The following is an 11,794-nucleotide window of genomic DNA, read 5'->3' as shown; positions in this document are numbered from 1 at the left end:
ATGCGAGCTGCGCGGATCGCGGACAAAAAAAAGCCCCGCATCGCTGCGAGGCTTTTTTTCAAATCTTGGCGCCCGAAGTTGGACTCGAACCAACGACCCCCTGATTAACAGTCAAGTGCTCTAACCGGCTGAGCTATTCGGGCGGGGTGCGCATTGTAGCCCGTTTTTCGCGAGATGTAACCCGTCTGACGACAACTATTTCACGCGCGGTGATACGGATGGTTGGCCAGCATCGCCGCGGCGCGGTACAGCTGCTCGGCGACCACCAGGCGCACCAGCATGTGCGGCAGGGTCAGCGGCCCGATCGACCATTTCTCATCGGCCATCGCCGACACCTCGGCGGAATGGCCTTCCGGCCCGCCGATCAGGAAGGCCAGGTCCCTGCCCTGCCCGCGCCAATGCTCCAGGCGCTGGGCCAGCTGTTCGGAACTGAGCGGGCGTCCCGGCACATCGAGCGCGACCACGTAGGCATTCTTCGGCAGCGCCGCGATCACGCGCTTGCCTTCGTCATCGGTGGCGCGGCGCGCGTCGCGCCCTTTGCCACGCAGGCCGGGCTCGATCTCGACCAGCTCGAACGGCAACCAGTGCGAGAGCCGCTTCTGGTACTCGGCAAAGCCCTGCGCGACCCAGGACGGGGCACGTTCGCCGGTGGCGATCAACTTGGCTTTCATCTCTGTCCTCGGCAGGCACCGCACGCGGCGCCGCAAAAGACAACGGCGCCATCGGCGCCGTCGTCGTGACCCTGCACGCTGCGATCAGCGCGCGTCGTAGTCGTCGTCCGCATCGTCGAGCAGTTCGATCGGCGGCTGGTCGCCCACGGTCCACAGGCGCTCGAGCGCGTAGAACTCGCGCACGCGCGGCAGCATCACGTGGACGATCACGTCACCCAGGTCGACCAGCACCCACTCGGCTTCGCGCTCGCCTTCCACGCCCAGCGGCATCACACCCAGCTTCTTGGCGAACCTCACCACTTCGTCGGCGATCGACTTGACGTGACGGCTGGAGGTACCCGACGCGATCACCATGTAATCGGCGACGCTGGAGCGGCCGATGACGTCGATCTCAACGAGATCCTTCGCCTTCAGTTCTTCGGTGGCCCCGCGCACGCACTCGAGCAGCTGCAGAACGGAGGGCGCCGGATTGGGCAGTTGGACCTTGATGGTCTGGGGCTGGGCTTGGTTGCTCAAAGCGGGTCAACTCGATAAATGTGGGGTCGATTATACGGGGCAGCGCGCCCGCGCGTATTCACGACGGTGTTGCGCCGTACAGGCGGTGGTCGAGGATATAGCCGGCCACCGGCTCGGGCAGCAGCTGCTGCCAGGGGCCACCGGCCCGGATCCGGGTCCGCACGGCGGTGGCCGATTCCTCGCGCAGCGGGGCCTGCAGGCGCAGCAGGCGCCCGGCCGGGGCGGTGAACAGCGCGCGCTCGTGACTGGCCCAGCGCCCGTCCAGGGCCTGTGCCAGGACCGGGTCGGGCGTGTCGGCCAAGGGGCTGCCCGGGCGGTCGGCGACGATGAAATGCGCCAGATCGAACAGCGCGGTCCACGCGTGCCAGCTGGGCAGGGCCAGCAGGCTGTCGGCGCCGACCAGCCAGGCGATCGGTTGGCGCGGGCCCAGCTCGGCGCGCAGCTCGCGCAACGTATCGACGGTATAGGACGGCACGCCGGGGCTGCGCGCGGCCCGGTCCAGCTCGCGCCGGTCGAGCAGCAGGCCGGGCTCGTCGCCGATGGCCAGGCCCAGCATCGCCAGGCGCTGCGCGGCGTCGGCGCCGGGGGTGGCGCGGTGCGGCGGATCGGCGGCCGGCAGCAGGCGCACGGCAACCTGCAGCTGGTCGCGTGCGGCACGGGCGATGGCCAGGTGGCCCAGATGGACGGGATCGAAGGTCCCGCCGTAATAGATGCGCAGCCCCATGGGCTCAGGCCCGGGCGAGCAGGCGCACGGCACGGGCTTCGGAGACCGCGATCAGCAACCGCTCCAGCGCCAGCCAGGCATCGCCGTCGGCGCGCCCCTTGGCGATGCGGTCGACCAGCCCGGCCTCGGCCACGAAGCGCTCCCAGCGCTTGACCTCGGGGTGACGCTGCAGCGCGCGCTTGAAGGGCGCCTGCCGCGATTCCCAGATGCCACGGCTCTTCATTTCCGCGGCCAGGTTGCCACCGCGCGCCTGCACCCGCGCCAGGCCGGCGGTGGAGAGCAGTTCGCGGATCACGATCGGGGTCAGCGCGGCCACGGCTTCGCCTTCGGCACGCAGGCCGGCGATCATGCGCAGCACCGCGGCGGGCTGGCCGGAGAAGGTCGCTTCGACCAGGCGGAACACGTCGTAACGGGCGGCATCGGCCACCAGCGACTCCATGGTCTCCACGTCCAGGGTCTGGCCATCGGCCAGCAGGGCCAGCTTGTCGATTTCCTGGGCAGCGGCCAGCAGATTGCCCTCCACCCGCTCGGCCAGGCGCTGCACGGCCTGGGGATCGGCACGCAGGCCCTTGCCGCGCAGGCGACGTTCGATCCACTCGGTCAGTTCATGCGGCTTGATCGCCCAGGCCACCGAGATCACCCCGGCGCGGCCGACGGCATCGGCCCACTTGGTCTGGTGCGCCTTGCTCCATTCGTTGCAGGTGATCAGCAGGATCACGTCCGGGGCCGGATTGGCGCAGAACTGGCTGATCACCTCCGCGCCTTCCTTGCCCGGCTTGCCGCTGGGCAGGCGCAGTTCCATCAGGCGACGCGCACTGAACAGGCTGGGCGCGTTGAAGCTGGCGTCGAGCTGGTTCCAGTCGAAGTCACGGCCATCGGCATCGAACACTTCGCGCTCGTTGACGCCATCGGCGCGGGCACGTGCCCGCACGGCATCGGCCGCTTCAAGCACGCGCAGCGTCTCGGGCCCCGCGATCAGGTAGACCGGTGCCAACGGCTGGCTGGCCGGTTGGCTGGCGAGCTGTTCGGGGCGAAGTTCCATGCGGGCAGGCCGATCCGCAGGCGGACCGGACTCAGTGCCCCTGCGGAACGTCGGCGGGTACCGCCGGCGTCGGGGTCGTCGACGTCGGGGTGGCCGGGGTGGCCGCCGGCAGCTCGACCGGCGTCTCCACCGGCGGGGTACCCGGCTTGGCCGGGGCACGGCCGTGCTCCAGCTCGGCGCGGACCACGCTGTCGATGCGGCGCATGATCGAGGCGGACATCTCGCGACGCAGCTCGTCGGCGAGGATTTCGCGCTCGGTGGTGGTACCGGTGGCGTCGGTCGGCGGCGACACGTAATCGCGCGAGAGTTCGATCACCTGCTGCGGCACCAGTTCACTGCCATCTTCGCGGCGGAAGATGAAGATCACCGCGTAGCGCAGGCTGTATTCCTGGGCACGGCCCTGGGCATCGATCGCGATCGGCAGATCGCCCCAACGCTCGGACAGCACCTGCAGCTGGGCCGCCGGCTCGCTGCTGTCGCTGTCGGCGATCTGCGCCCCGGAGGCCTGCAGGCCACGGCGCAGCAACTTGACCAGTTCGCTGTAAGGCGCGGTGGAGACCACCTGCACCGCCGCGGTATCGGCCGGCAGCATCAACTTGTTGCGCAGATGGAAGCCGCACCCGGCGAGGGTTGCGGTCAGGACAAGGGCAAGCAGGAATCGGGTCATGGACACAGTCTGTAGGAGCCGGGCGGTCGCGGCAACAAGCAGTGATCGTGCCGGATGCCGCGTGAACAGGACTTGATACCGGGCCGCCCGCGCGGCGCCGCCCGTATCGGTCCTAGGAGATCCGTGCCACCGGGCGCGCAGGCACCAGGTGGCACGACAGGATCAGCCCTGCGGGGCCGCCACGATGTTCACGATCTTGCCGGGCACGATGATGATCTTGCGCACGGTCAGACCTTCCAGGAACTTGGCCGCGTTCGGCTCGGCCAGGCCCAGCGCTTCGATCTGGTCGCGCGGGGCATCGGCGGCGACGTCGATGGTGCCGCGCAGCTTGCCGTTGACCTGCACCGCCAGCGTCACCGCATCGCGCACCAGCGCGGCCGGATCGGCCTGCGGGAACGCCTGGTCTTCCAGCAGTTCCTCGGCGTGGCCCAGCACCTGCCACAACGCATGGCTGGCATGCGGGGTGATCGGATTGAGCAGCAGCACGGTCGCACGCAGCGCTTCCTGGCGGACCGCACGGCCCTGCTCGCTGACGTCATCGAACTTGGCCAGCGCGTTCATCAGTTCCATCACCGCGGCGATCGCGGTGTTGAAGCTGTGGCGGCGGCCGTAGTCGTCGCCGACCTTGCCGATGGTTTCATGCGTCTTGCGACGCAGCGCCTTCTGCTCGGCGTTCAGTGCGGCCACGTCCAGCGCCGGGGCGGCACCATCGGCGGCGTGCTTCTGCACCTGTGCCCACAGGCGGCGCAGGAAGCGGGCCATGCCGTCCACGCCGGCTTCGTTCCATTCCAGCGACTGTTCCGGCGGCGCGGCGAACATCGAGAACAGGCGCACGGTATCGGCGCCGTACTTGCTCACCATCACCTGCGGGTCCACGCCGTTGTTCTTGGACTTGGACATCTTCTCGGTGCCACCGATCACCACCGGCTGGCCGTCGGCGATCAGGGTCGCCCCGACGATGCGGCCGCGCTCGTCGCGCTGCACATCGACATCGGCCGGGTTGATCCAGTCCTTGGAGCCGTCCGGGTTCGGGCGGTAGTAGGTTTCGGCGATCACCATGCCCTGGCACAGCAGGTTCTGCGCCGGCTCGTTGCTGTCCACCATGCGCGCATCACGCAGCAGCTTGTGGAAGAAACGGAAATACATCAGGTGCAGGATCGCGTGCTCGATGCCGCCGATGTACTGATCGACCGGCAGCCAGTAGTTGCCGCGCTTGTCGACCGCATCACGGGCACCCGGCGAGGTGTAGCGCGCGTAGTACCAGCTCGACTCCATGAAGGTGTCGAAGGTGTCGGTCTCGCGCTCGGCCGCGCCGCCGCAGTCCGGGCAGGTGGTCTTGCGCCATTCCGGATCGGCCTTGATCGGCGAACCGGTGCCGACGAAGTTGACGTTCTCCGGCAGGATCACCGGCAGCTGCTCTTCCGGTACCGGCAGGGCGCCGCACTTCGGGCAGTAGATCACCGGGATCGGGCAGCCCCAGTAGCGCTGGCGGCTCACGCCCCAGTCGCGCAGGCGATAGTTGACGCGGCGCTGGCCCTGGGCCTTGCGCTCGAAACGCTCGGCCAGTGCTTCGAAGGCGCCCTGGAAATCCAGCCCGTCGAACTCTTCGGAGTTGACCAGCTCGGTCTCGCGCGTCTTGTCGCCGTACCAGTCCTGCCAGCGGGTGGCGTCGTACGCGCTTTCTTCCTTGCGCAGCGACTTCAACGCGATGACCTGGCGGATCGGCAGGCCGTACTTGTTGGCGAATTCATTGTCGCGCTGGTCGTGGCCGGGGACGGCCATCACCGCGCCGGTGCCGTAGCCCATCAGCACGAAGTTGGCGACCCACACCGGCACCTGGGCGCCGGTGACCGGATGGATGGCACGCAGGCCGGTGTCCATGCCGCGCTTTTCCTGGGTTTCCAGTTCAGCCTCGGACACGCCGCCCTGCTTCATCTCGGCCAGCAGCGCGGCCAGCGCCGGGTTGGACTGCGCCGCGTGCTGGGCCAGCGGATGCTCGCCGGCGATCGACACGAAGGTCACGCCCATCACGGTGTCCGGACGGGTGGTGAACACGCGCAGCGGGTCCAGCGTGCTGCCGTCGGCATCGCGCACGTCGAACTGGATCTCCAGCCCTTCCGAGCGGCCGATCCAGTTGCGCTGCATGGTCTTGACCGAGTCCGGCCAGCCCGGCAGTTCGTCCAGGCCGTCCAGCAGCTCCTGGGCGTAATCGGTGATGCGCAGGAACCACTGCGGGATCTCGCGCTTTTCCACCAGTGCGCCGGAACGCCAGCCACGGCCGTCGATGACCTGCTCGTTGGCCAGCACGGTCTGGTCGATCGGGTCCCAGTTCACCACCGCGTTGCGGCGGTAGGCCAGGCCCTTGCGCATTAGCCGGGTGAACATGCGCTGCTCGTGCACGTAGTACTCGGGCGTGCAGGTGGCGAACTCGCGCGACCAGTCGATCGCATAGCCCATGGCCTTGAACTGGCCCCGCATGTGCTCGATGTTGGCGTAGGTCCACTTGGCGGGCGCGGTCTTGTTCTTGATCGCCGCGTTCTCGGCCGGCAGGCCGAACGCATCCCAGCCCATCGGCTGCAGCACGTTGTGACCGGTCATCCGCTTGTAGCGGCTGATCACGTCGCCGATCGTGTAGTTGCGCACGTGGCCCATGTGCAGCGCACCGGACGGATACGGCAGCATCGAAAGGCAGTAGAACTTCGGCTTCTCCGAAGTCTCGGTGACCTCGAAGGCACGGGTGGCATCCCAATACTGCTGGGCGGCGGATTCAACCTGCTGCGGATCGTAAACGTTGGGTTCGACGCTGGTCATAAAAACGCTAGTGCGGCGGCAAAGCGGCACAGGGTACCGCAGTGCGGCAAAGGGCTCCAATCGACGGTGCCCACCGCATCGCCCAAACCCGTCATCTCATTGAATTGACTGGGGATTGGCCGAATACGTCATCGCCCTGCCCTGGCCCCGGCGCGGTGCCGGGGCGCAGCAGCAGGCGAACCGCGCTCAGGCGCGGCGCGCGCCCGGGGCCAGCGGCAGCACCGCGACCAGCCAGACCAGCCACACACCGAAGGCCACCCGCTGGGCCAGCGGTGCCGGCAGCAGCACCTGCAGCGCGAAGGCCGACAGCAGCACGCCCAACCCGCAGGCCAGGTGCAGCGCGCCCACGGCCCGCCACGCCGGCAGCCGCAGCGCGCCGATCCCGGACATCACCGCCCCGGGCACGAAGGCCAGCACCCAGATCATCCACGCACTGGCGTGGTACTGGCTGGCGGGATTGTCCAGATCGCTGGTATCCAGCGGCAACACCCCCATCGCGGTGAAGCCGACCCCGGCCAGCATCAGCAGCTGCGCGCCCACCCGCATCGACCAGGGCGCCGTCCGCGGCACCCGCAGCAGCAAGCGCAGGGCGACGAGGCTGGCGAGCAGGCCCGGCAGCGCGAAGCCGACGATGTTGAACGCCAGCGAATGCGGCACGCCCATCGCGCCGAGCAGCGCGACCGGGTGGCCGATCGGATCGAACAGCGGCAGCGCCGCGCCGAAGCCCAGCACTGCGCCCACGAACAACACGGCGGCGGCAATGCCGAGCGCACGTTCCCAACGATGAAGTCCCGACATGCTGCACCCGGCCTGTTCACAAGGCCTGCATTGTCGCCGTTCGCGGCCGATTCCGCCCGTGGGGTTGCGTCCGGCGGCGGGCGGCACCATACACTTCCTCTCCAGTTTCCCGTTGATCTGAAACCATGAGCGATCTGCCGCACGTATTTGACGCCACCACCGAGACCTTCGAGACCGAGGTCCTGCAGAAATCCCTGCAGACCCCCGTGCTGGTCGATTTCTGGGCCACCTGGTGCGGCCCCTGCAAGACCCTGGGCCCGATGCTGGAAAAGCTGGCCGGCGAATACCACGGTGCCTTCGAGCTGGCCAAGGTCGATGTCGACAAGGAACAGCAGATCGCGGCCGCCTTCCAGATCCGCTCGGTGCCGACCGTGTTCCTGGTCAAGGGCGGGCAGATCGTCGATGGTTTCCCCGGCGCGGTACCGGAAGGTCAGCTGCGCGAGTTCCTGACCCAGCATGGCGTGATGCCGCTGGAGGCCGCAGCAGAAGCCGAGGCCGAGGACGCCGTCGAAGCCGCTCCGCTCGATCCGCAGGCCCAGGTCGACGTGCTGCGCGCGGCCATCGCCGCCGAGCCGGACAAGGAGGAGCTCAAGCTCGACCTCGCGCTGGCCCTGCTGCAGACCGGCGCCACCGCCGAAGCCACGGCACTGATCGATGCTCTGCCGGCCAATCTGTCCACCGATGATCGCGCCGTGCGCGCCCGGGCCCGCCTGGAGTTCGCCAGCGCGCTGCAGGACGCGCCGGCTCCCGAGGTGCTGGACGCCCGCATTGCCGCGAACGGCGACGATCTGCAGGCCCGCCACCTGCGTGGCGTGCAGCTGCTGCTGTCCGGGCAGGACGCGGCCGCGCTGGAGCAGTTCCTGGACATGCTGCGGCGGGACCGTACGTATGACGACGGTCGCCCGCGCAAGCTGCTGATCGACGCCTTCAAGGTGATCGAGGATGAAGATCTGGTCGGCCAGTACCGCCGCCGGATGGCGTCGCTGCTGTTCTGATCAATCAGGGCCAGCGCCTGCCGGGGCGCTGGCCCTGCCAAGTCGTCTATCCGAACGCTCGTCTTCGATGTGTGACGTGAATCACGTTCAGAAACCCTGCACGGCTCCCGGGCAATAATGCCGCCGCGGCCCATTGGAGGCCGCGATCCATCGGGGAGGATGAGGTCTGGGCCATGGCGGCCTACTTGGCTGCGCCCCGCCTTGCAGGGCCGTGAACGACCGTGAGATTGACCCGATTGCCTTGTTTCTCTTTGGCTGCCCGCCTGCTGGTGCTGGTGGCCTTGATGCTGTCCGCCGCGCCGCTCCTGGCCCAGGATTGGACCTACCGGGTCCGGCCCGGCGATACGATCTGGGACCTCAGCGCCCGCTATCTCAAGCCGACCATCGCCTGGGAACAGCTGCAGTCGCACAACCGCATCGCCGATCCCTACCGCCTGCCGCCCGGCAGCCAGCTGCGCTTCCCGGTGGCCTGGCTGCAGGTGCAGCCCGCCCCGGCGCGGGTGCTCGCCGTCCGCGGCCCGGTGCAGAGCCAGGCCGACGGCCAGCCTCGCCGCGATGTGCTGGAAGGCGATCTGCTGCGGATCGGCCAGGAACTTGTCACCGGCGAGGATGCCAGCGTCACCGTGGTGTTCGCCGATGACTCGCGCCTGCAGCTGCGCGAACGTTCTCGGCTGCGCTTCGATCAGCTCTCCCGCTACGGCCACACCGGCATGGTCGACACCCGCCTGCGCCTGGAGCAGGGCCGCGCCAGCAACCGGGTGACGCCGGCCAACGGCCCGGCGTCGCGCTACATCATCGATGCGCCCACCGCGACCAGCAGCGTGCGTGGCACCGTGTTCCGGGTCAGCGCCGGCCTTGAGGGCCGCGGCGCGGCGACCGAAGTGCTGGAAGGGCGCGTGCAGGTCGGCAACCGCCGCGGCCAGCGCCTGGTCACCCGTGGCCAGGCCACGCGCAGCCCCTCGCTGGATACGCGACCCGCCGGCCTGGAGGCCCTGTTGCCCGCGCCCGTGCTCTCCACCGATCCGCAGCGGCTGGCCACCCTGCCCGCAGCCCTGGCCTGGCAGCCGGTGACGGACGCCGTCGGCTACCGGGTCGAAGTCGTCCGTGCCGATCAACCCGACGTGCTGCTGTTCGCGCGCGACACCGACGCCACCGCGCTCACCCTGCCCGACCTGCCGCCGGGCGATCTGCGCGTGCTGGTGCGCGCGGTCAGCGCGGCGCAGGTGGAAGGCCTGGATGCCGGGCAGGATTTCGAGGTGCGTGACCAGCCGGTCGCACCGCTGACCGTGCGCCCGCTGCATGGCCAGACCGTCAACAGCGCGCGACCGCGCTTCGAGTGGGCCCGCGTTGCCGATGCCGAGCGCACCGTGCTGCAGATCGCCCGCGATCCGCAGTTCCTCGCCCCGGTGCTGGAGCAGGACGGCCGCGGCACGCAGCTGCGCCCGGGCCAGGACCTGGCGCCGGGTGACTATGTCTGGCGGGTGGCGTCGGTGGACCGCAACGGCCATCGCGGCCGGTTCGGCCAGCCCCTGCCGCTGACCATCACCGATCTGCCGGTCGACCCGGCCCTGCAGCCGCCCGAAGCCGCCAAAGGCCAGCTGACCCTGCGCTGGCAGGCCGGCGAACCCGGCCAACGTTATCGCGTGCAGCTGGACCGTCGCGGCGATTTCAGCGCGCCGCTGCTCGACCGCGAGCTCGACCAGCCGGAAGTGTCGATCAAGCGCCCCTGGCGCGGCACGCTGCACGTGCGCGTGCAGTACATCGACGAGGACGGGTACGCCGGTCCGTTTTCGCCGGCGCAGCAGATCGCCCTGCCGTGCCGCACCTGTTACGCCGCCGGGGGTGGTGCACTGTTGTTGTGGCTGCTGTTGTGACTCCCCTGCACCTGCCCTGGCCGCAACGCATCGTGCTGGCCGCCCTGGTCGGCGCGCTGGCGGTCGTGGCCAGTCACTGGCAGTGGTTCTGGAAACAGGATGAGGCGGTCTACGACGCGTACGTCGGCGGCTGGGAGTACACGCCGGATGCGCGCCTGCTGATCGTGGCGATCGACGACAACAGCCTGCAGCAGCTTGGGCAGTGGCCCTGGCCGCGCGGCACCCACGCACGCCTGCTGGACCGGCTCACCGACGCCGGCGCCGAGCGCGTGGTGCTGGACCTGGTGCTGTCCGAACCGGACCGCCAGGACAGCACCCAGGATGCGGAACTGGCGGCGGCGATCCGCCGCAACGGACACGTTGTGCTGCCGGTGCTGGCCGCGCCCGCCAGTGGCCCCCGCATGGCCGAGGAACTGCTGCCGATCCCGCTGATCGCCGCCAACGCGGCCGGCCTGGGCCACACTGATATCGAAGTCGACGGCGATGGCGTCGCGCGTGGGCTGTACCTCACCGCCGGGATCGGCGCACCGCACTGGCCGGCGCTTGGACTGGCACTGGCCGACACGCAGGGTCCGCTGCCCGGCCTGCACGACGACCAGCCGACGGTGGCCTCACCCTACCAGTGGCGCCGCGACCATTACGTGCGCGTGCGCTACGCCGGACCGCCCGAACGCTTCCCGCAGGTGTCCTACGCGGATGTGCTCGACGGCGACGTCGACCCGGCGCTGCTGCGCGGGCGCCTGGTGCTGGTCGGCATGACCGCCAGCGGCGTCGCGACGCGACTGCTCACCCCGACCACCCGCGAGCGCTGGATGAGTGGCAGCGAGTACCAGGCCAATGTCGCCTCGATGCTGCTTGCCGACAAGGTGATCAACCCGCTGCCGCCGGCGTGGCAGAGCGCCCTCACCGGGCTGCTGGTGGCGCTGTGCTGCCTGTTGCTGACGCTGCCGCGGGCGTGGCAGAGCGGTGTACTCGCCCTGCCGCTGACGCTGCTGCTCAGCTTCGTGCTGCTGCGTGCGGGCCATCTGTGGTTCGCACCGGCCGCGGCCTTGACCGGCATGTTGACCGTCCTGCTGGGGTGGACGCTGTGGCGGGTGAGCGCCTGGCGGCGCCAGGCCAACAGCGATGCGCTCACCGGGTTGGGCAACCGGCTGCGCTTCGAGCAGACCCTGCAGGCCGAGCACGACGCCGGCCGCCGCAGCGGGCGGCCGCTGAGCCTGGTGCTGATCGACGTGGACCACTTCAAGCGCCACAACGATGAGTTCGGTCATCAGGCCGGCGACACCGTGCTGCGCCGTATCGCCCAGGAAATCCGTGCGCACGCACGTCGTCCGCGTGACATGGCCGCCCGCTTCGGCGGCGACGAGTTCGCGCTGATCCTGCCCGACACCACGCCGGAAGGCGCGGTGCAGGTGGTGCAGGATCTGGTGGCGCGGGCGCAGGGCCTGGAGATTCCGGCCGGCCGTGGCGCGACCACGCATATCACCCTGAGCGCCGGCGTGTTCACCCGGGTGCCGAGCCCCGGCACGGAACCGCGGCATTATTTCGAAGGGGCCGACGCGGCGCTGTACCAGGCCAAGGCCGCGGGGCGCAACGGCTATGCGGTCGACGACGGCGGCCCCGGCTGAGCCCCCACCGCCCACCATACGCAAGCGAATGGTAGACTCCGGTCACCTCCCCAGCGTGACGTGATCCG

General features: G+C 69.4%; 10 protein-coding genes and 1 tRNA gene. 3 read left to right on the top strand and 8 right to left on the bottom strand.

Going from position 1 to position 11,794, the window contains the following annotated elements:
- Positions 1 to 66: 66 nt before the first annotated feature.
- The 8 genes from ABE434_RS10105 to ABE434_RS10070 all read right to left on the bottom strand — a co-directional run bounded on the left by ABE434_RS10105 (position 67) and on the right by ABE434_RS10070 (position 7,229).
- Positions 67 to 143 (bottom strand) — tRNA-Asn (locus ABE434_RS10105).
- 57 nt (positions 144 to 200) lie between these two features.
- On the bottom strand, positions 201 to 671 hold the full coding sequence (rlmH, locus tag ABE434_RS10100) for a 23S rRNA (pseudouridine(1915)-N(3))-methyltransferase RlmH (protein WP_088434465.1): 471 nt from the start codon (positions 669 to 671) through the stop codon (positions 201 to 203).
- A gap of 84 nt (positions 672 to 755) precedes the next feature.
- On the bottom strand, positions 756 to 1,187 hold the full coding sequence (gene rsfS, locus ABE434_RS10095; RefSeq protein ID WP_179458296.1) for a ribosome silencing factor: 432 nt from the start codon (positions 1,185 to 1,187) through the stop codon (positions 756 to 758).
- Positions 1,188 to 1,245: 58 nt separating this feature from the next.
- Positions 1,246 to 1,911: a nicotinate-nucleotide adenylyltransferase gene (gene nadD, locus ABE434_RS10090; RefSeq protein ID WP_346478722.1), complete on the bottom strand. Its 666-nt coding sequence runs from the start codon at positions 1,909 to 1,911 to the stop codon at positions 1,246 to 1,248.
- 4 nt (positions 1,912 to 1,915) lie between these two features.
- Positions 1,916 to 2,953 (bottom strand): DNA polymerase III subunit delta, encoded by a 1,038-nt coding sequence (gene holA / locus ABE434_RS10085; RefSeq protein ID WP_179458294.1) that lies wholly within the window; start codon positions 2,951 to 2,953, stop codon positions 1,916 to 1,918.
- 31 nt (positions 2,954 to 2,984) lie between these two features.
- Positions 2,985 to 3,620: an LPS assembly lipoprotein LptE gene (lptE, locus tag ABE434_RS10080; protein WP_346478721.1), complete on the bottom strand. Its 636-nt coding sequence runs from the start codon at positions 3,618 to 3,620 to the stop codon at positions 2,985 to 2,987.
- A 162-nt stretch (positions 3,621 to 3,782) separates the two neighbouring features.
- Entirely contained in the window at positions 3,783 to 6,431 is a 2,649-nt protein-coding gene (gene leuS, locus ABE434_RS10075; RefSeq protein WP_346478720.1) for a leucine--tRNA ligase, read from the bottom strand.
- 186 nt (positions 6,432 to 6,617) lie between these two features.
- Positions 6,618 to 7,229 carry a DUF998 domain-containing protein gene (locus ABE434_RS10070; RefSeq protein ID WP_346478719.1) on the bottom strand — a complete coding sequence of 204 codons (612 nt, stop codon included), beginning with the start codon at positions 7,227 to 7,229 and terminating at the stop codon, positions 6,618 to 6,620.
- 125 nt (positions 7,230 to 7,354) lie between these two features.
- Here ABE434_RS10070 and trxA point away from each other — a divergent pair, with 125 nt between their 5' ends.
- From trxA to ABE434_RS10055, 3 genes are all read left to right on the top strand, one after another.
- Entirely contained in the window at positions 7,355 to 8,224 is an 870-nt protein-coding gene (gene trxA / locus ABE434_RS10065; protein WP_176989235.1) for a thioredoxin, read from the top strand.
- Between the two features lie 284 nt (positions 8,225 to 8,508).
- Positions 8,509 to 10,098 carry a FecR domain-containing protein gene (locus tag ABE434_RS10060; protein ID WP_346478755.1) on the top strand — a complete coding sequence of 530 codons (1,590 nt, stop codon included), beginning with the start codon at positions 8,509 to 8,511 and terminating at the stop codon, positions 10,096 to 10,098.
- A complete protein-coding gene (locus tag ABE434_RS10055) occupies positions 10,095 to 11,726 on the top strand; it encodes a CHASE2 domain-containing protein (protein WP_346478718.1) in 1,632 nt (543 codons plus the stop codon). Before ABE434_RS10060 ends, ABE434_RS10055 begins: the two co-directional genes overlap by 4 nt.
- Positions 11,727 to 11,794: the final 68 nt, after the last annotated feature.

Origin of the sequence: Stenotrophomonas sp. TWI1183 (assembly GCF_039673115.1) — a bacterium.
Lineage (GTDB): Bacteria > Pseudomonadota > Gammaproteobacteria > Xanthomonadales > Xanthomonadaceae > Stenotrophomonas > Stenotrophomonas maltophilia_AA.
Note: the sequence above shows the minus strand (reverse complement) of the source record. Positions and strands in the feature narration are given on the sequence as shown.

What these genes read in the sequence shown, in the direction of transcription:
- nadD (WP_346478722.1), bottom strand. Translation starts at nt 1,911, where the DNA reads ATGGGGCTGCGCATCTATTACGGCGGGACCTTCGATCCCGTCCATCTG.
- rlmH (WP_088434465.1), bottom strand. Translation starts at nt 671, where the DNA reads ATGAAAGCCAAGTTGATCGCCACCGGCGAACGTGCCCCGTCCTGGGTC.
- ABE434_RS10060 (WP_346478755.1), top strand. Translation starts at nt 8,509, where the DNA reads ATGCTGTCCGCCGCGCCGCTCCTGGCCCAGGATTGGACCTACCGGGTC.
- ABE434_RS10070 (WP_346478719.1), bottom strand. Translation starts at nt 7,229, where the DNA reads ATGTCGGGACTTCATCGTTGGGAACGTGCGCTCGGCATTGCCGCCGCC.
- lptE (WP_346478721.1), bottom strand. Translation starts at nt 3,620, where the DNA reads ATGACCCGATTCCTGCTTGCCCTTGTCCTGACCGCAACCCTCGCCGGG.
- leuS (WP_346478720.1), bottom strand. Translation starts at nt 6,431, where the DNA reads ATGACCAGCGTCGAACCCAACGTTTACGATCCGCAGCAGGTTGAATCC.
- trxA (WP_176989235.1), top strand. Translation starts at nt 7,355, where the DNA reads ATGAGCGATCTGCCGCACGTATTTGACGCCACCACCGAGACCTTCGAG.
- holA (WP_179458294.1), bottom strand. Translation starts at nt 2,953, where the DNA reads ATGGAACTTCGCCCCGAACAGCTCGCCAGCCAACCGGCCAGCCAGCCG.